21 protein-coding genes and 1 riboswitch are annotated in these 23509 nt (G+C 72.1%); of the genes, 17 read left to right on the top strand and 4 right to left on the bottom strand.

From position 1 onward, the window contains the following. Nucleotides 1-159: 159 nt before the first annotated feature. Complete coding sequence (locus tag ABZT47_RS20815) at nucleotides 160-684, bottom strand: inorganic diphosphatase (RefSeq protein ID WP_354844277.1); 525 nt, start codon at nucleotides 682-684, stop codon at nucleotides 160-162. Nucleotides 685-783: 99 nt separating this feature from the next. Between ABZT47_RS20815 and dacB the strand changes: the two genes are divergently transcribed. The 11 genes from dacB to ABZT47_RS20870 all read left to right on the top strand — a co-directional run bounded on the left by dacB (nucleotide 784) and on the right by ABZT47_RS20870 (nucleotide 11073). Further along, complete coding sequence (dacB, locus tag ABZT47_RS20820) at nucleotides 784-2187, top strand: D-alanyl-D-alanine carboxypeptidase/D-alanyl-D-alanine-endopeptidase (protein WP_354844279.1); 1404 nt, start codon at nucleotides 784-786, stop codon at nucleotides 2185-2187. Nucleotides 2188-2215: 28 nt separating this feature from the next. Continuing rightward, nucleotides 2216-3307: a zinc-dependent metalloprotease gene (locus tag ABZT47_RS20825; protein WP_354844282.1), complete on the top strand. Its 1092-nt coding sequence runs from the start codon at nucleotides 2216-2218 to the stop codon at nucleotides 3305-3307. Between the two features lie 62 nt (nucleotides 3308-3369). Further along, nucleotides 3370-4347, top strand: a complete 978-nt coding sequence (gene tilS, locus ABZT47_RS20830) for a tRNA lysidine(34) synthetase TilS (protein ID WP_354844285.1) — start codon at nucleotides 3370-3372, stop codon at nucleotides 4345-4347. A gap of 13 nt (nucleotides 4348-4360) precedes the next feature. Then, nucleotides 4361-4918, top strand: coding sequence for a hypoxanthine phosphoribosyltransferase (hpt, locus tag ABZT47_RS20835; protein WP_354844288.1), 558 nt, complete (start codon nucleotides 4361-4363; stop codon nucleotides 4916-4918). A 282-nt stretch (nucleotides 4919-5200) separates the two neighbouring features. Continuing rightward, complete coding sequence (gene ftsH, locus ABZT47_RS20840; protein WP_354844291.1) at nucleotides 5201-7219, top strand: ATP-dependent zinc metalloprotease FtsH; 2019 nt, start codon at nucleotides 5201-5203, stop codon at nucleotides 7217-7219. Between the two features lie 3 nt (nucleotides 7220-7222). Then, a complete protein-coding gene (gene folE / locus ABZT47_RS20845) occupies nucleotides 7223-7810 on the top strand; it encodes a GTP cyclohydrolase I FolE (protein ID WP_354844294.1) in 588 nt (195 codons plus the stop codon). A 225-nt stretch (nucleotides 7811-8035) separates the two neighbouring features. Further along, nucleotides 8036-8893, top strand: a complete 858-nt coding sequence (gene folP / locus ABZT47_RS20850; protein WP_354844297.1) for a dihydropteroate synthase — start codon at nucleotides 8036-8038, stop codon at nucleotides 8891-8893. Continuing rightward, a complete protein-coding gene (locus ABZT47_RS20855) occupies nucleotides 8890-9333 on the top strand; it encodes a nuclear transport factor 2 family protein (protein ID WP_354844300.1) in 444 nt (147 codons plus the stop codon). Before folP ends, ABZT47_RS20855 begins: the two co-directional genes overlap by 4 nt. 216 nt (nucleotides 9334-9549) lie before the next feature. Continuing rightward, the gene (gene folB / locus ABZT47_RS20860) at nucleotides 9550-9906 is read left to right on the top strand and encodes a dihydroneopterin aldolase (protein WP_354844302.1); all 357 of its coding nucleotides are present in this window, start codon (nucleotides 9550-9552) and stop codon (nucleotides 9904-9906) included. Then, on the top strand, nucleotides 9906-10412 hold the full coding sequence (folK, locus tag ABZT47_RS20865; protein ID WP_354844305.1) for a 2-amino-4-hydroxy-6-hydroxymethyldihydropteridine diphosphokinase: 507 nt from the start codon (nucleotides 9906-9908) through the stop codon (nucleotides 10410-10412). Before folB ends, folK begins: the two co-directional genes overlap by 1 nt. A gap of 205 nt (nucleotides 10413-10617) precedes the next feature. Then, the gene (locus tag ABZT47_RS20870) at nucleotides 10618-11073 is read left to right on the top strand and encodes a DUF3180 domain-containing protein (RefSeq protein WP_354844308.1); all 456 of its coding nucleotides are present in this window, start codon (nucleotides 10618-10620) and stop codon (nucleotides 11071-11073) included. Nucleotides 11074-11318: 245 nt separating this feature from the next. Here ABZT47_RS20870 and ABZT47_RS20875 read toward each other — a convergent pair whose 3' ends face one another. Next, nucleotides 11319-12407 (bottom strand): NADH-quinone oxidoreductase subunit D, encoded by a 1089-nt coding sequence (locus ABZT47_RS20875; RefSeq protein WP_354844631.1) that lies wholly within the window; start codon nucleotides 12405-12407, stop codon nucleotides 11319-11321. A gap of 129 nt (nucleotides 12408-12536) precedes the next feature. Continuing rightward, nucleotides 12537-13817 carry an aminotransferase class V-fold PLP-dependent enzyme gene (locus ABZT47_RS20880; RefSeq protein ID WP_354844634.1) on the bottom strand — a complete coding sequence of 427 codons (1281 nt, stop codon included), beginning with the start codon at nucleotides 13815-13817 and terminating at the stop codon, nucleotides 12537-12539. Nucleotides 13818-14049: 232 nt separating this feature from the next. Next, nucleotides 14050-14165, bottom strand: a riboswitch (SAM riboswitch). A gap of 164 nt (nucleotides 14166-14329) precedes the next feature. Between ABZT47_RS20880 and ABZT47_RS20885 the strand changes: the two genes are divergently transcribed. Then, nucleotides 14330-15121, top strand: coding sequence for a TerC family protein (locus ABZT47_RS20885; RefSeq protein ID WP_354844311.1), 792 nt, complete (start codon nucleotides 14330-14332; stop codon nucleotides 15119-15121). Nucleotides 15122-15251: 130 nt separating this feature from the next. Next, on the top strand, nucleotides 15252-16454 hold the full coding sequence (locus ABZT47_RS20890; RefSeq protein WP_354844314.1) for a cytochrome P450: 1203 nt from the start codon (nucleotides 15252-15254) through the stop codon (nucleotides 16452-16454). Nucleotides 16455-16641: 187 nt separating this feature from the next. Here the strand turns inward: ABZT47_RS20890 and ABZT47_RS20895 are convergent, their stop codons facing one another. Next, nucleotides 16642-17607: an SAM-dependent methyltransferase gene (locus tag ABZT47_RS20895; RefSeq protein WP_354844317.1), complete on the bottom strand. Its 966-nt coding sequence runs from the start codon at nucleotides 17605-17607 to the stop codon at nucleotides 16642-16644. Between the two features lie 150 nt (nucleotides 17608-17757). Between ABZT47_RS20895 and ABZT47_RS20900 the strand changes: the two genes are divergently transcribed. The 4 genes from ABZT47_RS20900 to ABZT47_RS20915 all read left to right on the top strand — a co-directional run bounded on the left by ABZT47_RS20900 (nucleotide 17758) and on the right by ABZT47_RS20915 (nucleotide 22928). Beyond that, nucleotides 17758-18648, top strand: a complete 891-nt coding sequence (locus tag ABZT47_RS20900) for a DUF2520 domain-containing protein (RefSeq protein ID WP_354844320.1) — start codon at nucleotides 17758-17760, stop codon at nucleotides 18646-18648. Beyond that, nucleotides 18639-19529, top strand: coding sequence for a pantoate--beta-alanine ligase (panC, locus tag ABZT47_RS20905; RefSeq protein ID WP_354844323.1), 891 nt, complete (start codon nucleotides 18639-18641; stop codon nucleotides 19527-19529). The genes ABZT47_RS20900 and panC overlap by 10 nt, the downstream gene beginning before the upstream one ends. Before the next feature lie 64 nt (nucleotides 19530-19593). Next, a complete protein-coding gene (locus tag ABZT47_RS20910) occupies nucleotides 19594-22146 on the top strand; it encodes an L-aspartate oxidase (protein WP_354844326.1) in 2553 nt (850 codons plus the stop codon). After that, a complete protein-coding gene (locus tag ABZT47_RS20915) occupies nucleotides 22146-22928 on the top strand; it encodes a type III pantothenate kinase (RefSeq protein ID WP_354844329.1) in 783 nt (260 codons plus the stop codon). Before ABZT47_RS20910 ends, ABZT47_RS20915 begins: the two co-directional genes overlap by 1 nt. The last annotated feature ends 581 nt before the right edge of the window (nucleotides 22929-23509 follow it).

Consider the following 23509-nt stretch of genomic DNA (forward strand, 5'->3'; position numbering starts at 1 on the left):
CCTACGCCGGGACGTGTGCCGGGCCATGTGCCGCGACCTACGCCGGGACGTGTGCCGGGCCATGTGCCGCGACCTACGCCGGGACGTGTGCCGGGCCATGTGCCGCGACCTACGCCGGGACGTGTGCCGGGCGATGTGCCGGGCCATGTGCCGGGACGGTCAGTGCCCGTCGGCGCCGGGGTGCTCGCTCCCGAAGGCGGCCTCGTGGTCGAGGTGGCGCTTGATCGAGCGCTGGATCTCGATCTCGGCCTCCGTGCGGCCGACCCAGTTGGCGCCCTCGACCGACTTGCCGGGTTCGAGGTCCTTGTAGACCTCGAAGAAGTGCTGGATCTCCAGCCGGTCGAACTCCGGGACGTGGTGGATGTCGCGGATGTGCTCCATGCGAGGGTCGGTGGCGGGGACGCACAGCACCTTGTCGTCGCCGCCCTTCTCGTCGGTCATCCGGAACATGCCCACGGCCCGGCAGCTGATCAGGCAGCCGGGGAACGTCGGCTCCTGGAGGAGCACCAGCGCGTCGAGCGGGTCGCCGTCCTCGCCGAGGGTGTTCTCGATGAAGCCGTAGTCGGCGGGGTACTGCGTGGAGGTGAAAAGAAGGCGGTCCAGCCGGATGCGGCCCGTCTTGTGATCGACCTCGTACTTGTTGCGTTGTCCCTTGGGGATCTCAACGACAACGTCGAACTCCACTGCGGTTCCTCCGCTCAAGCCTCCCGGATGGTCCGGGGCGGCGTTAATGTCTCGTAGGCGTATATCCAGGATGACGCATTCGGGAAAGAGGTCGGTGAGGTGGTGCGGCGCGAGCGCTTGGTCGCGGTGACGACCCTCGCCCTGCTCCAGATCTTCGTGTGCGCGGCGGGCGCGTACTTCCTCACCCGCGGCGAGCCGGGCTCCCCTCGGGCGAAGCCACCGGTCGCGGGTTCGCCACGCACCTCCCCGCCCGCCGCCATCGTGACGGCGGGCCCGGTGCTGGCCGCCGCCCCCGACGGGCCTCTCCCCGCGAAGGGTACTTTGGCCTCCCGCCTGTCCCGTGCCCTCGGCGACTCCGCGCTCGGCGGCAGCGTGGGCGCGGTCGTGGTCGACGTCGCCGGCGGGGGCACCCTGTACGGAAGCAGGGCCGACACCGGCCTCACCCCGGCCTCCACGACCAAGGTCGCGACCGCCGTCGCGGCGCTGACCTCCCTCGGCCCCGACACCCGCGTGGCCACCCGCGTCGTCCAGCGCAAGCCCGGCGAGATCGTCCTGGTCGGCGGCGGCGACCCCACGCTCGCCGGGCCGAGGGCGAACCTGTCCGCCTCCTATCCCCGCTTCGCCTCGCTGGCCATGCTGGCCTCCCGCACCGCGCAGGCGCTGAAGGCCGCGGGCGTGTCCTCCGTGCGCCTGTCCTACGACGACTCCCTGTTCAGCGGGCCCCGCACCGCGCCGGGGTGGAAGCCCGGGTACGTGCCGGAGGGCAGCGTCGCGCCAGTGACGGCGCTGACCATCGACGAGGGCCGCCAGGACCCGCGGGGCTCGGCGCGGTACGCCGACCCGCCGCGCTCGGCGACCGAGGCGTTCGCGTCCCTGCTGCGCCGCGGCGGCATCAAGGTCGCCAAGTCGCCCGGGCGGTCAGGCGCCCCGGCCGCCGCCCGCGAGGTCGCCAGGGTGGAGTCGCCGCCGGTGTACGAGCTGGTCGAGCACATGCTGACCCAGAGCGACAACGACCTGGCCGAGGGGCTCGCCCACCTGGTGGCGGTCAAGGAGGGCGCGCCCGGCACGTTCACGGGCGTCGCCCGGGCCGTCACCGGGACGCTGAAGCGGCTGGGCGTCGCCGGAGGCGTCACGGTCTTCGACGGCAGCGGGCTGTCCACCCGCAACCGCATCACCCCCGCCGCGCTCGCCCGCCTGATCGCCCTGTCGGCCTCCCCGGCCAATCCCCGTCTGCACGCCGTCATCAGCGGGTTGCCCATCGCCGGGTTCACCGGCACGCTCGGCCACCGGTACGACAAAAAGGACAGCAAGTCGGCTGCGGGAGTGGTACGGGCCAAAACGGGCACGTTGAACGGGGTGAACACCCTGACCGGTCTCTCCAGGACCGCCGACGGCCGGCTGGTGGCCTTCGCGTTCATGGCCGACAAGGTGAGCGATCCCGACGGGGCCGTGGCGGCGCTCGACCGGCTGGCCGCGCTCGTCAGCGGATGCGGTTGCCCATAATCGCACCGCACGACGTACGGTGGTGAACATGCAGGTGATCGACTGGGATCTGGCCGTCTCGACCGGTGTCCGTCTTGTGCGCCCCGGGCCGCAGGTGAGCCGAGAGGAGGCCCGCCACGCCGTCACCGAGCTCCGGCGGCTCTCGCGCGAGGCCGAGGGGCACGTACAGGAATTCGCGCGCATCAACGGCGCGGCAGAGCCCGAGGAGGCGACGGTCGTCGACCGGCCGGGCTGGATCCGCGCCAACGTGGAAGGGTTCCGGGTCGTCCTGGAGCCCCTGACCGAGCGCATGAACGCCCGGCGCACGCAGATCCCCGCCCTGGTGGGCGCGGTGGGCTCGCGGGTCACCGGCGTCGAGGTCGGCGCGGTGCTGGCGTTCCTGGCGACGCGCGTCCTCGGGCAGTACGAGCTGTTCCTGCCGCCCGACCCGAGCGGACAGGCGCCCACCGGCCGGCTCACGCTGGTCGCGCCCAACATCGTCCACACCGAGCGCGAGCTCGGCGTCGACCCCCGTGACTTCCGGCTGTGGGTCTGCCTGCACGAGGAGACCCACCGGGTGCAGTTCACCGGCGTGTCGTGGCTGCGCGAGTACGTGCGCGCCCAGATGACCGAGTTCCTGCTCGCCTCCGACATCGACCTCGGCACCATGCTCGAGCGCCTGCGCGCGGCCTCCGACGCCGTCGCCGACGCCATCAAGGGCGGCGAGGGCAACCTCATCGACGCCATCCAGACCCCCGAGCAGAAGGAGATCCTCGACCGGCTGACGGCCGTGATGACCCTGGTCGAGGGCCACGGCGACTACGTGATGGACGCCGTCGGGCCGGCCGTGGTGCCCTCGGTGGCCGACATCCGCGCCAAGTTCCAGCACCGCAGGCACGGCGGCTCGCGGTTCGACAGGACGGTCAGGCGGCTGCTCGGCGTCGACCTCAAGCTCAAGCAGTACGCCGAGGGGTCGGCCTTCGTGCGCAAGGTCGTCGACGAGGTCGGCGTCGACGGGTTCAACCGCGTGTGGGGATCGCCCACGACGCTGCCCGACCACAGCGAGATCCGCAACCCCGAGGCGTGGATCGCGCGCGTCGTGCGCGCCCCCGAGCTGCCCTCCGCCAACGGGCACGCCTGACCACGGCGTCCTGACCCGGCCGGTGGTCGGCGCCGCCGGCCGGGCGCACCACACTAGGACGCATGGGACCTCATCCCGCCGTCGCCCAGATCCGCCGTGAGCTGCGCCTGTCGCTGGCCGGCCTGCCGAGGGGAGCCCTGGTGCTGGCGGCGTGCAGCGGGGGCGCCGACTCGCTGGCGCTCGCGGCCTGCCTGGGGTTCGCCGCGCCGCGCCTGGGCCTGCGCGCCGGGCTGCTGACGGTCGACCACGGGTTGCAGGAGGGTTCCCGCGAGCGGGCCGAGGAGGTCGCCCGCCTGGCGGCCGGGCTCGGGCTGGAACCGGCCGAGGCGCTCACGGTGACGGTGGGCACGGCGGGCGGCCCGGAGGCCGCCGCGCGGGAGGCCAGGTACGGGGCGCTGTCGTCGGCGGCGGAGCGGCTCGGCGCGTCGGCCGTGCTGCTGGGGCACACGCGTGAGGACCAGGCCGAGACCGTGCTGCTGCGGCTCGCGCGGGGAAGCGGCACCCGGTCGCTGGCGGGGATGCCGGCGGCCGCGGGGCTGTACCGCAGGCCGCTGCTCGGCGTCGCCCGGCGCGCCACCCGCGCCGCGTGCGAGGCGCTGGGCCTGGTGCCCTGGGAGGACCCGCACAACGCCGATCCCGCCTACACGCGGGTTCGGGTCCGCCACGACGTGCTGCCGGTGCTCGAACGGGCGCTCGGGCCGGGCGTCACCGAGGCGCTGGCGCGCACCGCAGGGCTCTGCAGGGACGACGCCGACGCGCTGGACGCCTGGGCCGACGAGGTCTGCGCGCGGCTCGGCGACACCGGCGCCGGGCTGGCCGTCGACGAGCTGACCGGTCTGCCGGCCGCCGTGCGCCGCCGGGTGATCCAGCGGGCGGCCCTGGCGGCGGGCGCGGCGGGCTCGGCGCTGGCGGCCGTGCACATCGAGCAGGTGGACCGCCTGATCACCGCCTGGCGGGGCCAGCGGATGGTGGAGCTACCCGGGGGGGTGGGCGTGGTGCGGCGGTATGGCACCCTGATATTCGCCAGCACCCTCACATGAAGGAAAACCGCAGGTGGACGCAGCCGACATGGGCATGGACCTGGAGAAGGTCCTCATTCCCGAGGAAGAACTTCAGGCGAAGATCAAGGAGCTCGCCGGACAGATCGACGCGGACTACGCGGGCAAGAACCTGTTGATCGTGGGGGTGCTCAAGGGCGCGGTCATGATCATGGCCGATCTGGCGCGCGCCCTGCACGTCGAGGTGCAGATGGACTGGATGGCCGTCTCGTCGTACGGGGCGGGCACCAAGTCGTCGGGCGTGGTCCGCACCCTCAAGGACCTCGACACCGACATCGCCGGGCGGCACGTGCTGGTGGTGGAGGACATCATCGACTCGGGGCTGACCCTGTCGTGGCTGGTGCACAACCTGCAGTCGCGCAACCCGGCGTCGGTGGAGATCTGCACCCTGCTCCGCAAGCCCGACGCGGTGAAGGTGCCGATCGATGTGAAATATGTCGGTTTCGACATCCCCAACGAATTCGTGATCGGGTATGGGCTGGACTATGCCGAGCGCTTCCGCAATCTCCCCTTCATCGGCACCCTCGCCCGCCACGTCTACGGGGCCGAGTAAGCCCTGAGCGAAGTTCCAACTCGCCAAGTGCTGTAATACACCGTCAATCGGTCTCGCCGTGGGGAACACGGGACCGCCTGACGTACGTTGGTAGGACAAAGCCGGTGTCGCCGGAGCAGTGACCCTGCGCGGCGGCCCGGTGTACCTTCGGAGGTCTCCGGAGGTGTGATCGCCTCCGGGTGGTCATTTGCAGGAGCGGTTCGGGATGCCGCTAACCCCGGGTTCGCCCGGGGCGTCAGGCCGTGTTCAGGAAGGGACGGGCCCGCAGGGGTTCCGCATCGGATGGATCTCAAGCGATTTACACGTGGGCCACTGCTGTGGATCCTGGGCATCGTCGTGCTGCTCCTGCTCGCCTCCACATTCTGGAGCGGCAACAGCAACTATGCCCAGAAGGACACCTCGTTCGTCATCAGCCAGATCCAGAGTGGCAATGTCGACAACGCGGTGATCGTCGACAAGGACCAGCGCATAGAGATCAAGACTCTCCAGAAGGTCAACGGAGAGGACCGCTTCTACGCGTACTGGGTCCAGGGTCAGGGCGTCGAGCTGCAGCGGCAGCTCCAGGCCCAGGTCGACGCCAAGAAGCTGCCGAACGGCTACAAGATCACGGTGCCGACCGAGAACTTCCTCGTCGGCCTGCTGATCAGCTTCCTGCCGATCGTCATCATCGTCCTGATCTTCCTGTTCATCATGAACCAGATGCAGGGCGGCGGTTCCCGGGTGATGAACTTCGGGAAGTCCCGGGCCAAGCTCATCACCAAGGACACCCCCAAGACCACCTTCGCCGACGTCGCCGGCGCGGACGAGGCCATCGAGGAGCTCCAGGAGATCAAGGAGTTCCTGCAGGCCCCGGCCAAGTTCCAGGCGATCGGCGCCAAGATCCCCAAGGGTGTGCTGCTCTACGGCCCGCCCGGCACCGGCAAGACCCTGCTGGCCCGCGCCGTCGCGGGCGAGGCGGGCGTGCCGTTCTACTCCATCTCCGGCTCCGACTTCGTCGAGATGTTCGTCGGCGTCGGCGCCTCCCGGGTCCGTGACCTGTTCGAGCAGGCCAAGGCCAACGCCCCCGCGATCATCTTCATCGACGAGATCGACGCCGTCGGCCGGCACCGCGGCGCGGGCCTCGGCGGCGGCCACGACGAGCGCGAGCAGACCCTCAACCAGCTCCTCGTCGAGATGGACGGCTTCGACGTCAAGGGCGGCGTGATCCTCATCGCGGCCACCAACCGGCCCGACATCCTCGACCCGGCCCTGCTGCGTCCCGGCCGGTTCGACCGCCAGGTCGTCATCGACCGTCCCGACCTCGAGGGCCGCAAGGGCATCCTGCGGGTCCACGGGCGCGGCAAGCCGTTCGCGCAGGACGTCGACCTCGACGTCATCGCGCGGCGCACGCCCGGGTTCACCGGCGCCGACCTGGCCAACGTGATCAACGAGGCGGCGCTGCTGACCGCCCGCCAGGACCAGAAGCTCATCACGATGAACACCCTCGAGGAGTCCATCGACCGCGTGATGGCGGGTCCGGAGCGCAAGAGCCGGGTCATGTCCGACCAGGAGAAGAAGATCATCGCCTACCACGAGGGCGGCCACGCCCTGGTGGCGCACGCCCTGCCGAACTCCGACCCGGTGCACAAGATCACCATCCTGTCTCGGGGCCGGGCGCTGGGCTACACGATGACCCTCCCCATGGAGGACAAGTTCCTCGCCACCCGGTCCGAGATGCTCGACCAGCTCGCCATGCTGCTCGGCGGGCGCACGGCCGAGGAGCTCGTCTTCCACGAGCCGACGACCGGCGCGGCCAACGACATCGAGAAGGCCACCACGATCGCCCGGCGCATGGTCACCGAGTACGGCATGAGCGAGCACCTCGGCGCCCGCAAGTTCGGCACCGGCAACAGCGAGGTCTTCCTCGGCCGCGACATGGGCCACGAGCGCGACTACTCCGAGAAGATCGCCTCCACGATCGACGAGGAGGTCCGGCGCCTCATCGAGGCCGGGCACGACCAGGCGTGGGAGATCCTCGTCCAGTACCGCGACGTGCTGGACAATCTGGTGCTCGAGCTCATGGAGAAGGAGACCCTCTCCCGCGAGCAGGTGCTGCAGATCTTCGCCTCCGTGGTCGTGCGCGAGAAGCGGCCGTCCTACTCGGGTTACGGCAAGCGGCTCCCCTCCGACCGCCCGCCCATCCTGACGCCCAAGGAGATCGCGGGCAACGGCAACGGGGCCGCGCTCCCGGCCGGCTCCCCGGCCGTCCCGGGCACGGGCCTGACCAACGACCACCACCCGGCGCCCCAGGACGAGGCCTGACGGGTGTCCGTGAAGCCGCTCAAGGTCGACTCGGACCGGATCGAGAAGGCCGTTCGCGAGATCCTGCTCGCGATCGGTGAAGATCCGGACCGAGACGGCCTGCTCGACACCCCGGCCCGGGTCGCCCGCGCGTACGCCGAGCAGTTCGCCGGGCTGGGGCAGAGTCCCGAAGAGGTCCTGACCACCGTCTTCGACGCCGACCACGACGAGATGGTCCTGGTCAAGGACATCGAGGTCTTCTCCACCTGCGAGCACCACCTGGTGCCCTTCCACGGGGTCGCCCACGTCGGCTACATCCCGAACGAGAAGGGGCAGATCACCGGTCTGTCCAAGCTCGCCAGGCTCGTCGACGTCTACGCCCGGCGCCCCCAGGTGCAAGAGCGCATGACCTCGCAGATCGCCGACGCGCTGATGGGCGTGCTCGCGCCGCGCGGCGTCATCGTCGTGATCGAGGCCGAGCACCTGTGCATGACGATGCGCGGCGTGCGCAAGCCGGGCGCCAAGACCATCACCTCGGCGGTGCGGGGCGACTTCCGCGAGAGCGACAAGACCCGCGCCGAGGCCATGGCCCTCATTCTCGGCCGTCACTGATCGCTTCCTCCGGCCCACCCAGGCTTCCGCGTGACGCCCGCCGGGCCGGTCGGGCGCGTCAGGCGAGGCGGGGCACTTGGGGTCGCCGTCCGCGCCTTGGCGGCGCCGCCCGGCGCACAGGTGGCGATGGGGACATCCCGGGCGGGTCCGTGTCGGGTCGATTCGTTATCCACAAGCCGGACCCATGGCACAGATCGTCATCGGGGAGCACCTAGGCTTGACGCCATGACCGCATGGAGGGTGCCGGGGTTGCCCCACGAGGGGCGCTGTCTGGTCATGGGCGTGGTCAACGTCACTCCTGACTCCTTCTCCGACGGCGGCGAGTGGTTCGATCCCGACGTCGCGGTGCGACACGGCCTCGACCTGGTCGAGCAGGGCGCCGACATCGTCGACGTGGGCGGCGAGTCCACCCGCCCCGGCGCCGCGCGCGTCCCCCTGGCCGAGGAGCTGCGCCGGGTCGAGCCGGTCATCCGCACGCTCGCCGAGCACGGGGTGACGGTCAGCGTCGACACCATGCGCGCCGAGGTCGCCGAGGCGGCCGTGCGGGCCGGCGCCGCCCTGGTCAACGACGTCAGCGGCGGCCTGGCCGACCCGGCGATGCCCCGCGTGGTCGCCGCCGCCGGGGTGCCCTACGTCGTGATGCACTGGCGCGGCCACAGCCACGAGATGGAGGCCAGGGCCGTCTACTCCGACGTGGTGACCGAGGTCACCGAAGAGCTTCGCAAGCGCGTCGACTCCGTGCTGGCCGAGGGCGTCGACGAGCGGCAGATCGTCGTCGATCCCGGGCTCGGCTTCGCCAAGCGGGCCGAGCACAACTGGCCGCTGCTCGCCGCCGTCGGCAGGCTCGGCGAGCTCGGATACCCGGTCATCATCGGCGCTTCGCGCAAACGGTTCCTCGGCCGCCTGCTCGCCGGTCCCGACGGCACGCCGAGGCCGTTCGACCGGTCAGACGACGCCACGCTCGCCGTCACGGCGCTGGCGGCCCACGCCGGCGCCTGGTGCGTCCGGGTCCACCAGGTGCGGCCCAACGCCGACGCCGTCCGCGTCGCGGCGGCCTGGCGGGGCGCGGAGGGGGTTCGATGAGCACGACCCACGCTGAGATCGAGAAGCTCAACGAGGCGTTCTACACCGCCATCGAGGGCGGCGACCTCGACCGCATGACCGAGATCTGGGCCGAGGACGGCGAGGGCCGGGTGGCGATGTGCGTCCATCCGGGCTGGCCCATGCTCACCGGGCGCGCCGAGGTGCTGCGCTCGTGGGCGCTCATCATGGCCAACACCCCCTACATCCAGTTCGTGCTGACCGACGTGCGCACGACGGTGATCGGCGATGTGGCGGTGCTGACCTGCGCCGAGAACATCCTGACCGCCGCCGACACCGAGGACGCCACCTTCGCGGCGGGCCGGGTGGTGGCGACCAACACCTTCGTCCGCACCACCGGCGGCTGGCGGCTGTGGTTCCACCACGGGTCCCCGGTCCTGCAGGCCGACGGCGACGACGACGAAGAAGAGAGCGACGAGTGACCTTCCCGCGGCTCTCCCCCCTCCTCGCGGCCCCGCGGGGGCCTGCGGGCCGCGGGGAGAGCGTCCGGGCGGGCTCCGTGGCGCGCGGGTGTCGTTATGCTCTGCCGGGTTCTTCCGCCCGTGGGTCCCGTCGTGCACGGGCGGGCGCGCGCGGGGCCGGTTCCGCGGCCGGGTGGCGGGGATAGTGATGGGCGATCGGTCAGGGGGATGAGCACCATGGACAGCGTGAGCCTGGTCGGCCTGCGGGCACGTGGCAGGCACGGGTGCCTGCCCGCCGAGCGCGAGCTGGGCCAGGAGTTCGTGGTGGACGTCACGCTCCACCTCGACACGGCCCCGGCCGCCGCGGGCGACGACCTGACCAAGACGGTCGACTACGGCGAGCTGGCGCTGCGGCTGGCCGCCATCGTCGAGGGTGAGCCGGTCAACCTCATCGAGACGCTGGCGCATCGCCTGGCGGACGCCTGCCTGGCCGCCGAGCTGGTCGAGGAGGCCGAGGTCAGGGTGCACAAGCCCGCCGCGCCCATCCCCGTTCCGTTCGACGACGTGGTGGTGACAGTCAGGAGGAGGCGGTAATGAAGGTCGTTCTGGCGCTCGGCAGCAACATCGGCCGCCGTTTCGAGACGCTGCAAGGCGCCGTGGACGCGCTGTTCGACGCGCCCGGGCTCGACTTCGTGGCGGTGTCCCCGGTGTACGAGACCGACCCGGTCGGCGGCCCGCCCGATCAGCGGCCCTATCTGAATGCGGTCGTGATCGGGAGCACCATGACGCTCGGGCCCCGTGCCATCCTCGAGCGCGCGCTCGGCGTGGAGACCGCGTTCGGCCGGGTGCGCACCGAGCCGTGGGGGCCGCGCACCCTCGACGTCGATCTGATCATGGTGGGTGAGCTGCTGTCGGACGATCCCGAGCTCACGCTTCCGCACCCTCTGGCGCACGAGCGCGCGTTCGTGCTCGTCCCGTGGTCGCAGGCCGACCCCGGAGCGGTGCTCCCGGGCCGGGGGTCGGTCGCCGGCCTGCTCGCCGACCTCGACCAGAAGGGCGTCCGGCTTCGCCCCGATCTGGCGCTCCAGCCGCCCGACTGAGCGTGGTGCACGCGCCTCTCCCAGGGTGGGCGGGCGCCCGCCTGAGCTCGGTGGCGACACCGCCAGGGGCGCGCCGGAACGTTTTCCCCATGGTGCGGGGTTGTTGTGGGCAGGGTCGTGTCCCGGTTGCGGGCCGGCCGGCGATGACGGCGGACCGACCGGCGGGGCCGAGACCGGTCCGCCGCCGGCGAACGAGGAGGATCGTGTGAAACCGAGCCGTCCCGGCGTGCTCGTCCTGCTGCTGGTCGCTTTCGCGGTCGTGACGTGGGCTCTGCTGCAGAAGGTCTACTCCGACCTGCCGACCGTCCCGTGGACGGCGATCCCCACCGTGCTGCTGCTCGCGGTCGGCGAGGCCTACAGCGGGTGGATGACCCGGGCGCGCATCGAGCGAAAGCCCGACACCAAGCCGGTGGAACCGCTCGCGGTGGCCCGGCTGGCGGCCCTGGCCAAGGCGTCGGCCTATGTCGGGGCCGCCTTCGCCGGGATGTTCGCCGGGGTCGTCCTCCACGTCCTGCAGATGCTGGACCAGGACACGCCGCGGCGCGACTTCTTCCTGGCGGGCGGCTCGCTGCTCGCCTGCGTGATCCTCATCTGCGCGGCCCTGTACCTGGAGCACTGCTGCAAGGTGCCGAAGCAGCCCGGCGAGGACACCCGAGCCTGATCAGGAGCCCGCTGCGAAGCGGCGCCCTCCGTCCGGAACGGATCCAGACGCCCGCGACCGGGCCGGGACGCACGAGGCGGGGCCGGACGCACGAGGCGGGGCCCGGCCTGCGGCCGGGCCCCGCCTCGCACGGAGCCACCCCTGAATCCCTGTCCCTTAACGCACCCTCCTTCTGCGCAGAGGGAGGCCCGTTAAACCACCCGGCCGGAAACCCGCGTCGAATGCGCAGGTCAGCGCCGTGATTTCTACTTGTCGATGTCGCCGACGACGAAGAACATCGAGCCGAGGATGGCCACCATGTCGGCGATCAGTTGCCCGGGCAGCATCTCCCTGAGCACCTGGACGTTGTTGTAGGACGCGCTGCGCAGCTTGAGCCGCCACGGGGTCTTCTCGCCCCGCGAGACCAGGTAGTAGCCGTTGAGGCCGAGGGGGTTCTCGGTCCAGGCGTAGGTGTGCCCCTCGGGCACCTTGAGCACCTTGGGCAGCCGCTGGTTGACCGGGCCCGGCGGCAGCGAGCGCAGCCGCTCCACACAGGCGTCGGCCAGGTCGAGCGAGGCCTTCACCTGGTCGAGCAGCACCTCGAACCGGGCGTGGCAGTCGCCGGCCGTGCGGGTGACGACCTTGACCGGCAGCTCGCCGTAGGCCAGGTACGGCTCGTCGCGGCGCAGGTCGAGGTCGACCCCCGACGCGCGCGCGATGGGGCCGCTGACGCCGTACTGCATGATCGTCTCGCGGTCGAGCACCCCGACGCCGCGCGTGCGCGCGATGAAGATCTCGTTGCCGTGGATGAGGCGCTCGATGTCGGGCAGCCGCCCGCGCACCTCGGCGACCGCCCGCCTCACGCGGTCCAGCCAGCCGTACGGCAGGTCCTCCTTCAGGCCGCCGACCCGGTTGAACATGTAGTGCATGCGCCCGCCGGAGATCTCCTCCATGACCGCCTGCAACGTCTCGCGCTCGCGGAAGGCGTAGAACACCGGCGTGATCGCGCCGAGCTCCAGCGGATAGGAGCCGAGGAACATCAGGTGGTTGAGCACGCGGTTCAGCTCGGCGAGCAGCGTGCGGGCCCACACCGCCCGCACCGGGACCTCCATGCCCAGCATGCGCTCGACCGCGAGCACCACGCCGAGCTCGTTGGCGAACGCCGAGAGCCAGTCGTGCCGGTTGGCCAGCACGATGATCTGCCGGTAGTCGCGCACCTCGAAGAGCTTCTCGGCGCCCCGGTGCATGTATCCGATGATCGGCTCGGCGGAGGCGATGCGCTCGCCGTCCACGGTCAGCCGCAGGCGCAGGACGCCGTGGGTCGAGGGGTGCTGGGGCCCGATGTTGAGGATCATGTCCTCGGTGGCGAGCTCCTTGGCGCCGGTCCCGACCGCGACGACCCGCTCGACGCCCGTGGCGGCGCCGCCGGCTCCGGGACCTCCGCGGGTTCCGCGAGGTTCGGTCATGAACCCCATGCTGTCACGTCAGCGGCGGGAGACAAGATCTGAGAGGGCGGCGACCAGGCGAAGCACGTGCTCCTCGGTCGTGCCGATGCCGATGGACGCCCGGACGGCGCCGGTGGTGCCGTCCGCGCAGTCACCGTCGGCGGAGCGGCCCACGGCGTCCAGCAGGTGCCGGACGAAGGGGTGGGCGCAGAACTTCCCGTCGCGCACGCCGATGCCGTACTCCGCGGACAGCGCCTCGGCGACCTCGCGCGCCGTCCAGCCGTCCACGACGAAGGAGACGATGCCGACGCGCGGGTGGCCGGGCCCCCACAGCGACAGCTCGTGGACGCCGTCGATGGCGGCGATGCCGTCGCGCAGCAGCGTGAGAAGGCGTTCCTCCTGCTTGACCAGGGGCGTCCAGCCGGTGGCCGACAGAGCGTCGCAGGCGGCGGCCAGCGCGATGGCGCCCAGGACGTTCGGCGTGCCGGCCTCGTGCCGCTGCTCGGGGTCGGCGCTCCACTCGGTGGACAGCGGCGCGCCCTGGCCCGCGCCTCCGGTGACGGCCTTGGAGGCGCCGCCGCCCCGCAGGTACGGTTCGGCCTCGGCGAGCCAGTCGGCCCGTCCCACCAGGGCGCCGGCGCCGAAGGGCGCGTACAGCTTGTGCCCGGAGAAGCTCACGTAGTCAAGGTCGAGCGCGGTCAGGTTGAGCCGGCGGTGCGGGACGAGCTGGGCGGCGTCCACCAGGATGCGCGCGCCGTGCCGGTGGGCGATGTGCGCGAGCGCCGCGATCGGCCACAGCTCGCCGGTGACGTTGGAGGCCGCGGTGACCACCAGCAGCGCGGGCCCGTCGATGGCCGCGAGGGCCTCGTCGGCCGCGCGCACGGCCTCGCCGGCGAAGGCGGGCGGCGCGAGCCGCACGGCGTCGGGCCAGGGGAGCAGCGAGGCGTGGTGCTCGGTCTCGAAGACCACGACGGTGGTGCCGCCGGGCAGGCAGCGGGCCAGCAGGTTCGAGGCGTCCGTGGTGTTGCGGGTGAACACCACGGCGTCCCCGGGGCGGGCGCCGACGAAGGCGCGCACCGTGTGGCGGGCCTGCTCGTAGCGGGCGGTGGTCAGCTGGGAGGCGTACCCGGCGCCCCGGTGCACGCTGGAGTAGGCCGGAAGCGCGGCGGCGACGGCGGCGCTCACCGGCGCCAGACACGGCGCGCTGGCCGCGTAGTCCAGGTTGGCGTACGGCAGCAGGCGCCCGCCCTTGACCGGCACCTCCAGGTCGGCGCCGAGCACGGCGGGCGCGTCCGGACGCGCGCTCGCCCCGGGGACCAGTGAGGACGTGCCGGGGACCGAGGAGAAAGCATCGGCGGCCGGCGAGAACGTGCCGGAGGTCGGAGACAACGTGCCGGAGGGCAGTGGGGACGTGCCGGAGGGCAGTGGGGACGTGCCGGGGGGCGGCGGGGTGGTGTCGTGAACGGCGGGGGAGGAGCTCTGCAGGATGGTGAGAGCGGTCAACGCCGGCCTCCTAAGGTCATGGGACCCGGTCACGGCGTTGGTGTGACGGAGCCCGCGCTTGCCCGGCACACCTCGTGCCGGACCTGGTCCTCACCCGGGGCACCCCGCCGCGAGCGCGAGGGTTGCCGGCCAGCGAGCCGGGGCTTGACGCTGGCACTCATGACCTACCGGGACTATAACCCGGCTCCCCCGCCTGTCCGCAACCTCATGAGGCAGGGGTGACACGTTTCACGAATCGCGAACTTTGACCGTCCTTCGCGCGTTGACAGGGGACGGGCTCCCCGGGACGGGGGCCGTGACGTGACCGACGCCCGGCCCGAGGAGGCGCGATGGACTGGCTGCTCAATCCGGAGATATGGATCGGGTTCCTGACCCTCGTCGCCCTGGAGATCGTCCTGGGCATCGACAACATCATCTTCATCTCCATCCTGGCGGGGAAGCTGCCGCCGGAGCGCCGTGACCTGGCCCGCAAGGTCGGCCTGGGGCTGGCGATGGTGAGCCGGCTGGCGCTGCTGCTCGCGCTGTCGTGGGTCGTGCGGCTGACCGAGCCGCTGTTCGCGGTGTTCGGGCACGACATATCCGGGCGCGATCTGATCCTGATCCTGGGCGGGCTGTTCCTGCTCGGCAAGAGCGCCTTCGAGATCGGCGACAGCCTGGAGGGCGCCTCGGGCCACTCCGGCGGCCGGGTGGCGGCCTCGTTCACCTCGGTGATCATCCAGATCATGCTGCTGGACGTGGTCTTCTCGCTGGACTCGGTGATCACGGCCGTGGGCATGGTCGACGAGATCGGCGTCATGGTCGCCGCGGTGATCGTGTCGGTGGTGATCATGCTGTTCGCGTCCGGCCCGATCAGCGCGTTCGTGGAGAAGTACCCGAGCATCAAGATGCTGGCGCTGTCGTTCCTGCTGCTCATCGGGGTCGTGCTGATCGCCGAGGGCTTCGATCAGCACATCTCCAAGGGTTACATCTACTTCGCGATGGCGTTCTCGCTGGTGGTCGAGCTGCTCAACATCCGTGCGCGCAAGAAGGCGGGCGCCCAGCGGCCGGTGGAGCTGCACGAGCGCTACGGGGAGACCGGCGCGCCCGGCGCCGCCCCGGCGCCGCCCGCCGAAGCCCGCTGACCCCGGCGGCGCTCCGTGCGGCTCGAGGGCTGTTCCGGGCGGTGCGCCGGCCACTCCCTTGGCCGGTGGCGATGCTCATCCCTGGATGGCCAGGTGAGACGTGGCGGGATATCCCGATTACCATGACGTCGTGCGCTTCGACCCGTGGAATCCGGCCTTCGTCGCCCATCCCTATGACGCCTACGGGGAGCTCCGCGACAGCCGGCCGGTCAGCTTCTTCGAGCCGACCGGCCAGTGGCTCGTGGCCCGGCACCAGGACGTCAACGCGGCGCTGCGCGACCGCAGGCTCGGCCGTTCGTACCTGCACGTCGCCTCGCACGAGGAGTTCGGCAGGCGGCCGGAGCCGGACTTCCAGGAGCCGTTCTGGCGGGTGACCCGCGGCGGGATGCTGGACGTCGAGCCGCCGGTGCACACCCGGCTGCGCCGGCTGGTCTCCAAGGCGTTCACGCCGCGCATGGTCGAGGAGCTGCGCCCGAGGGTGCGCCGCATCGCCGGGGAGTTGGTGGACGGCTTCGTCGAGCGCGGCGGCGGCGACCTGATCGCCGAGGTGGCCGAGCCGCTGCCGGTGACGGTGATCGCCGAGATGCTCGGCGTTCCCGAGGCCGACCGGCACCTGCTGCGCCCGTGGTCGGCCGGCATGTGCGGCATGTACGAGCTCGCGCCGTCGGTCGAGGCGCAGCACACGGCGGTGCGCGCGGCGTCGGAGTTCGCCGCCTATCTGCGCGCGCTGGCCGCCGAGCGCCGAGCCCGTCCGGGCGACGACCTGATCAGCGCGCTCGCGCAGGTGGTGGACGAGGGTGATCGGCTCACCGAGGACGAGCTCGTCGGCACGTGCGTCCTGCTGCTCAACGCGGGGCACGAGGCCACCGTGAACGTCACAGGAAACGGCTGGTGGGCGCTGCTGCGCAATCCCGGCGAGCTGGAGCGGCTGCGGGGCGATCTCTCGCTGCTGCCCACCGCGATCGAGGAGCTGATGCGCTACGACACCCCGCTGCAGCTGTTCGAGCGCTGGGTGCTGGAGGACGTCACCATCGGCGGGGTGGACATCCCGAAGGGCGTCGAGGTGGCCCTGCTGTACGGCTCGGCCAACCACGACCCCGAGGTCTTCGCCGACCCGGGACGGCTGGACATCGGCCGCAGGGACAACCCGCACATCTCGTTCGGGGCGGGCATCCACTTCTGCCTGGGCGCCCCCTTGGCGCGGGTGGAGCTGGCCGAGTCGTTCGGCGCGCTGCTGAAGGCGGCCCCGAAGATCGAGCTGGTCGAGGAGCCGGTCTGGAAGCCGAACTACGTCATCCGTGGCCTCGAGGCCCTGAACGTCTCCATCGGCTGAGCACCCGGGGATGCCGGCGTCCCCGCGAAGGTCTCCCGGCGGCTCTCCCCAGGATGCCGGCGTCTCCGCGAAGGTCTCCACCGGCTGAACTCCGCAGGATGCGGGCGTCCCCCAGGGGGTATCGACCGGCTGCATTCCATGGGATGCCGGCGTGGTGTCCACCGGCCGAGCCGGCGCGGGGGCACCGTCAACGTCTCCACTGGGCGAGCCAGCCGAAGCCGCCGAGGCCGGCGGGGTCGATCAGCTCGGCCTCCTCGGAGGCGCGGGCGAGCGCGCGGAGGTAACCCGCCGGGTCGGTGCTCGCCAGCGCCAGCGCGGGGCGTGCGCCGCTGACCCCGAGATCGCGCAACGCCTGTCGTTGTGTGGTCAAGGTTGTGGATATCGCCCCGGCCCGCTCGCCCGCCGCCGCACAGGCGTCCAACGCCACGTGTGCGGTGATATCGCAGGACCCGTCGGGTATGGCGGGCACACAGGCCCCGTCGCGGTACCCCATCAGGGTGCCGTACGGCGGCCGGTTATCCACAGGGTGTGCATAATCGGCGGCCACCGCCAGGCCCCGGGTGAGCCGCCCGACGACCGACGCCCACGCCTCGTCCCGCGGGCGGCCGATCTCGGCGCGCATCCCGGTGCGGCGCAGCGGCCACCACCGCTCCAGCCACCGGGCGTCGGCCTCCTCCGGCGGCCCGCCGAGCCGCTCTTCGCCGGTCTCGGGATCGACCAGCACCAGGCGTGGCCCCTCGGGCGTCTGCTCGGCGACCTCCAGCGGGACGTTGTCGAGCCACTCGTTGGCGATCACCAGGCCGGTGACGCCCGAGGGCGGGGAGCAGGCCCAGGTGATGCGCTTGTCGAGATCGCCGGGCGGCGGCGACAGTTCGACGGCCGTGACCCGCAGCCGCTCGGCCAGCTCAGGGGCGGCGGTGTCGAGGACCTGGGCCACCAGGGCGCCGTCGCCGGAGCCGACGTCCACCAAATCGAGCTCGCGGGGATGGCCCACGGCCTGGTCGACGGTGTCGAGCAGGCGCAGCACCGCCCGCGCGAACGCGGGGGAGGCGGCGACCGACGTGCGGAAATGACCCGAGGGCCGCTCGCGGATGTAGAACCCGTCGTCGCCGTAGAGCGCCTGCTGCATGGCCTGCCGCCACGTGACCCACACGACACCGGACGTTACCAACCGCGCCGCCGCCCCGGGACGCTCCCGATGACAGGCTGTGGACGCGCGCCGGTAGAGCCGGTCGGGCGCCCGGTGCGAGCCGACCGTTACGCTGGCTGCTGGTCTGATCCGTCGAAGCTGAACGGGAAAGTGATGGAGACAAGCGACCGCCCCGGGCGCCTCGCGGTCGGAGTGCTCGGCGCCGGGCGAGTGGGGTCCGTCCTCGGCGCGGCGCTCGCCCAGGCGGGGCACGGCGTCGTCGCGGCCGCCGGGGTCTCCGACGCCTCGCGCCGCAGGGCTCTGGACCGCCTCGGCGTGGACATCTCCGGGCCGGAGGAGGTCATCGGCGCCGCCGACCTGGTGCTGCTCACCGTGCCCGACGATGCCTTGCCCGACCTGGTCGCGGGCCTGGCCGCCGCCGGGGTGGACCTGCGGGGCAAGATGCTCGTGCACACCAGCGGCGCGTACGGCCTGGGTGTGCTCAATCCCGCGACGGCCGCCGGCGCGCTGCCGTTCGCGCTGCACCCGGTGATGACCTTCACCGGCAGGGACGACGATCTGCGGCGCCTCACCGGCTGCTCGTTCGGCGTCACCGCGCCCGACCCGTTCCGCCCGGTGGCCGAGGCCCTGGTGATCGAGATGGGCGGCGAGCCGGTCTGGATCGCCGACGAGGACCGCCCGCTGTACCACGCGGCGCTCGCGGGGGCGGCCAACCACATGGTCACCCTGATCGCCGAGTCGCAGGAACTGCTGAAGAAGATCGGCGTCGAGCATCCGGGCCGCATGCTCGGCCCGCTGCTCGGGGCCGCCCTGGACAACGCGCTGCGCCTGGGCCTGGCCGGCCTGACCGGTCCGGTGGTGCGCGGCGACGCCGGCACGGTGCGCAAACACGTGGACGCGCTCATCCTCGCCGCGCCGGAGGCGGCGGACGCCTACGTGGCCCTCGCCCGGCTCACCGCCGACCGGGCGCTGGCCGCCGGCCTGCTCAAGCCCGAGACGGCCGAACGCCTGCTCGACGCCCTGGGAGGCAACACATGGACGTGATCGTCGCCGCCGACCGCTCAGAACTGCTCGCCGCGCGGGCCGCCCTGGGCCTGGACGGAGCGCCGGGCCGGCGCGCGGGCGGGGCGGGCACGCTGGCGCTGGTCCCGACCATGGGGGCGCTGCACGAGGGGCACCGCTCGCTGATCCGCCTGGCCCGCGAGCGCGCCGACCACGTGGCGGTCAGCGTCTTCGTCAACCCGTTGCAGTTCGGCCCGCACGAGGACTTCTCGCGCTACCCGCGCACGTTCGACGCCGACCTCGAGGTGTGCGCCGCCGAGGGCGCCGGCCTGGTGTTCGCCCCGGCGGCCGACGAGATCTACCTTCCCGACCGCCAGGTCGGCGTCTCCGCGGGGCAGATGGGCACGATCGTCGAGGGCGCCTTCCGGCCGGGTCACTTCGACGGCGTGCTCACCGTCGTGCTCAAGCTCTTCAACCTCGTGCGGCCGGACGTCGCCGTCTTCGGGCAGAAGGACGCCCAGCAACTGGCGATGATCCGCCGGATGGTGGCCGATCTCAACGTCCCGGTCGAGGTCGTCGGGGCTCCCACCGTGCGCGAGCCGGACGGGCTGGCCCTGTCCAGCCGCAACCGCTACCTGTCGCCGGCCGACCGGGCCACGGCCGTGGCGCTGTCGCGTGCGCTGCGCGAGGGCGCCCGGCACACCCGGCCCAAGGACATCCTGCACGCCGCGCACGCGGTGCTGGACGAGGCCGCCCGCGCCGACCCGCCGCTGCTGCTGGACTACCTGAGCCTGGTCGACCCGGCGACGTTCACCGCCGTGGCCGAGGACCACCGGGGCGAGGCGATCCTCGCGGTCGCCGCGAAGGTCGGCACCACCCGCCTCATCGACAACGCGGTGCTCACCCTGTCCCCTGTTATGTGAGCCCCGCGTGGCGGGGGTGCGGCGGGATGCCTTATCGTCATATAGACGAAATAAGGGAGCCCCCATGACCCATCCGCCCATTCCCCGCCGGTTGACCGCGCCCGAGCCCGGCTGGACGGTCTCCGCCGATGTCGTCGTCGTCGGCTCGGGCATCGCCGGTCTGACCGTGGCGCTGCGGTACGCCGAGCTGGCCCCCGACGCGCGCGTGCTCGTCGTCACCAAAGACGTGCTGTCGGCCGGCTCCACCCGCTGGGCGCAGGGCGGCATCGCCGCCGTCCTGGACCCGGCCGACTCCTGGTCCGAGCACCTCAGCGACACGCTCATCGCCGGTGTGGGGCTGTGCGACGCCCGGGCCGTCCAGGCGCTGGTGACCGAGGGACCGGGCGCGCTGCGGCGGCTGATGGCGCACGGGGCCCGGTTCGACCGGGAGCCCGGCGGCGGGCTCCAGCTCACCCGGGAGGGCGGCCACCGCCGCGACCGCATCGTCCACGCGGGCGGGGACGCCACCGGCGCCGAGGTGCAGCGCGCCCTGGTCGAGGCGGTCCGCGCCGGCGCCGCCGAGGGCGGCCGCATCGAGATCATCGAGCACGCTCTGGTGCTCGACCTGCTCAAGGACGCCTCCGGCGCCGCCTGCGGGGTCACGCTGCACGTCATGGGCGAGGGCGCCAGGGACGGCGTGGGCGCGGTGCGCGCGGGCGCCGTCGTGCTGGCCACCGGCGGCATGGGCCAGGTGTACGCCGCCACGACCAACCCCCTGGTGTCCACCGGCGACGGGGTGGCCCTGGCGTTGCGGGCCGGCGCCGTCGTCCGGGACCTGGAGTTCGTGCAGTTTCACCCGACCGTCCTTTGGCTCGGCGAGGACTCGACCGGCCAGCAGCCGCTTATTTCCGAGGCGGTGCGCGGCGAGGGCGCCGTCCTGCTCGACGAGGCCGGAGAGCGGTTCATGGTGGACGTGCACGAGCTGGCCGAACTGGCGCCCCGCGACGTCGTCGCCAAGGCGATCATGCGCCGCATGCTGGAGAGCGGCGCGAGCCACGTGCGCCTGGACGCCCGGCACTTCGGCGAGGACAAGTGGCGCACCCGCTTCCCGACGATCTACGCGGTGTGCCTGGAGCACGGCATCGACCCGGCCCGCGAGCCCATCCCCGTCGCGCCCGCCGCGCACTACGCCAGCGGCGGCGTCCACACCGACCTGCGCGGACGCACCAGCGTCCCCGGCCTGTACGCCTGCGGCGAGGCGGCCTGCACAGGGGTGCACGGGGCCAACCGGCTCGCCTCCAACTCCCTGCTGGAAGGGCTGGTCTTCGCCGAGCGCATCGCGGCCGACCTCGCCTCCCCGCGGCGGCGGGCCCCGGGCGAGCCGGTCGATGACGGCCGCGCCGCCGGCCTGGTGGACCCCCGGGTCCGGCCGCGGGTGCAGAGCCGTATGAGCGCCGGCGCAGGGGTGCTGCGCAGCGGGCGCAGCCTGGCGGAGGTGGGCCACGGCCTGCTGGACGCCCGCTGGACCCCGGTCGCCGTCGAGCCGTGCACCGAGGCGTGGGAGGCCACGAACCTGCTCACCGTGGCGAGCGCCGTGGTGGCGGCCGCCCGGGCCCGCGAGGAGACGCGCGGCTCGCACTGGCGGGAGGACTTCCCCGAACGCGACGACGCCTGGTGGCTGGGGCATCTCGACGTGACCCTGGCCGAGGAGGGACTGACCATGAGCTATGCCGAGCACCACGACGACCGGGCGGCCGGCCTGCCGCAGCAGCTGGAGGCCGACCTGGCGGAGGCTGGCCTGGACCCGGCGCGGGTCATGGCCGTGATCGGCGCCGCCCTCGCCGAGGACCTCACCGAGGAGGGCGACGTGACGACCGTCGCCACGGTCCCCGCGGACCAGGCGGCGGTGGGCGACCTGGTGGCCAGGGCCGACGGGGTGGTCGCCGGTCTCGCGGTCGCCCAGGCGGTCTTCCACGGCGCCTCCCAGGGCCGCCTGACCGTGGAGCGGCACGTCAAGGACGGCGAGCGCGTCGCGCGCGGCGACGTGCTGATGACCGTCGTCGGACCTGTGCGCGACGTGCTCACCGCCGAGCGCGCCGCGCTCAACCTGCTCACCCACCTGTCGGGCATCGCGACGCTGACCCACCGCTGGGTCGAGGCGGTGAGCGGCACCGGCACGCGGGTCCGCGACAGCCGCAAGACTCTTCCCGGCCTCAGGGCGCTGGAGAAGTACGCCGTGCGGTGCGGCGGCGGGGTCAATCATCGGATGTCCCTGTCGGACGCGGCCTTGATCAAGGACAATCACGTGGTGGCGGCCGGCGGGGTCGCCGAGGCGTTCCGCGCCGTCCGGCAGGCCTATCCGGAGCTGCCGATCGAGGTGGAGGTCGACCGCCTGGACCAGATCGAGCCGGTGCTGGCCGAGGGAGCGGAGGAGATCCTGCTGGACAACTTCACCGTGGAGGAGCTGACCCGCGCCGTGGCCCTGGTGGGCGGCAGGGCCCGGCTGGAGTCCAGCGGCGGACTCCGCCTGGAATCGGCTCGTGAGGTGGCCGAAACCGGTGTTGACTACCTTGCTGTGGGGTCGCTGACCCATTCGGCGCCCGCACTTGACATCGCTTTGGACCTTCGGGGGGCTTGATGCTGCTCACGATCGACGTCGGCAACACTCACACGGTGCTCGGCCTCTTCGAGGGCGAGGAGGTCATCGAGCACTGGCGCCTGGCCACCGACGCCAGGCGCACCGCCGACGAGATCGCGGTCGTCCTGCAGGGGCTGCTCGGTCAGAGCCCCCTGCTCAAGGACGCCGACATCGGCGGCATCGCCATCTGCTCGACGGTCCCCTCCGTGCTGAACGAGATGCGCGAGATGTGCCGGCGCTACTACGGCGACGTGACCGCCGTCATCGTGGAGCCGGGCGTGCGCACCGGGGTGCCGGTGCGCATGGACAACCCCAAGGAGGTCGGCAGCGACCGCATCGTCAACGCGCTCGCCGCCGTCACGCTGTACGGGGGGCCGTGCATCATCGTCGACTTCGGCACCGCCACCTCCTTCGACGCGGTGTCGGCCAAGGGCGAGTACGTCGGCGCGGTCACCGCCCCCGGCATCGAGATCTCGGTGGACGCCCTGGCCGCCGCGGGGGCCCAGCTCCACAAGGTCGAGCTGGTGCGCCCACGCTCGGTCATCGCCAAGAACACCGTCGAAGCCCTGCAGGCGGGCATCATCTACGGTTTCGCCGGCCAGGTGGACGGCATCGTCGAGCGCATGGCGCCCGAGCTCGCGTCCGACCCCGACGACGTGACCGTCGTGGCCACCGGGTCGATGGCCGCGCTGGTGGTGAACGAGGCCCGTTCGATCGACGTCCACGAGCCCTGGCTGACGCTCATCGGGCTGCGCCTGATCTACAACCGCAACACCGCCTGAGCGCGCCCCGCGATCAAGCGGCGGGGGAGATCCATATCGGAGACGTGGAGGGGGCGCGCGCGTCGAATACGGCGCGGCGCGGTGATCGGCCACGGCAAATCGTGGGTGGCCGGAGTGTTACGCCCACGGGCGTGCCCGGCGGAAGAAAGTCAGAAAGCGTACTGGTTTCGCGGGTCGAATTCGGCGTATAGCGTGTCGACCGTATATCTCCGAGCCGGGGCGCCCGCGAGGCGTCCCGCATGGAACCGGGCCTCCACCAGCGCCGCGGTGGTCTTCCATGGCGGATCATGCGGCCCACGGCCATGATCATCGCCGATGTCCCCCCGGACCGGGAGGTGCGGGGACATGTCACGAGTAGTTCACATATGCACTGGTATGTCAATCACAAACGTCATGGGTATCGAGGTCAGTGCTTGACGACCTTTCAACGCGGCGTTTAACGTTCCTGACGGGGCGGGCCGAAGCATTCAGTATGTTGCCGAGTTCGTCGTGGGGGAGGACACCCGATGGCGTATCCGGATCTGGTTTCCCGAGGGAATGACATTCCTTCGGGATCAGACGGTGTGGGACTGAGCGACGAT

It is taken from the genome of Sphaerisporangium sp. NPDC005289 (genome assembly GCF_040607455.1).
Classification (GTDB): Bacteria; Actinomycetota; Actinomycetes; order Streptosporangiales; family Streptosporangiaceae; genus Sphaerisporangium; species Sphaerisporangium rhizosphaerae.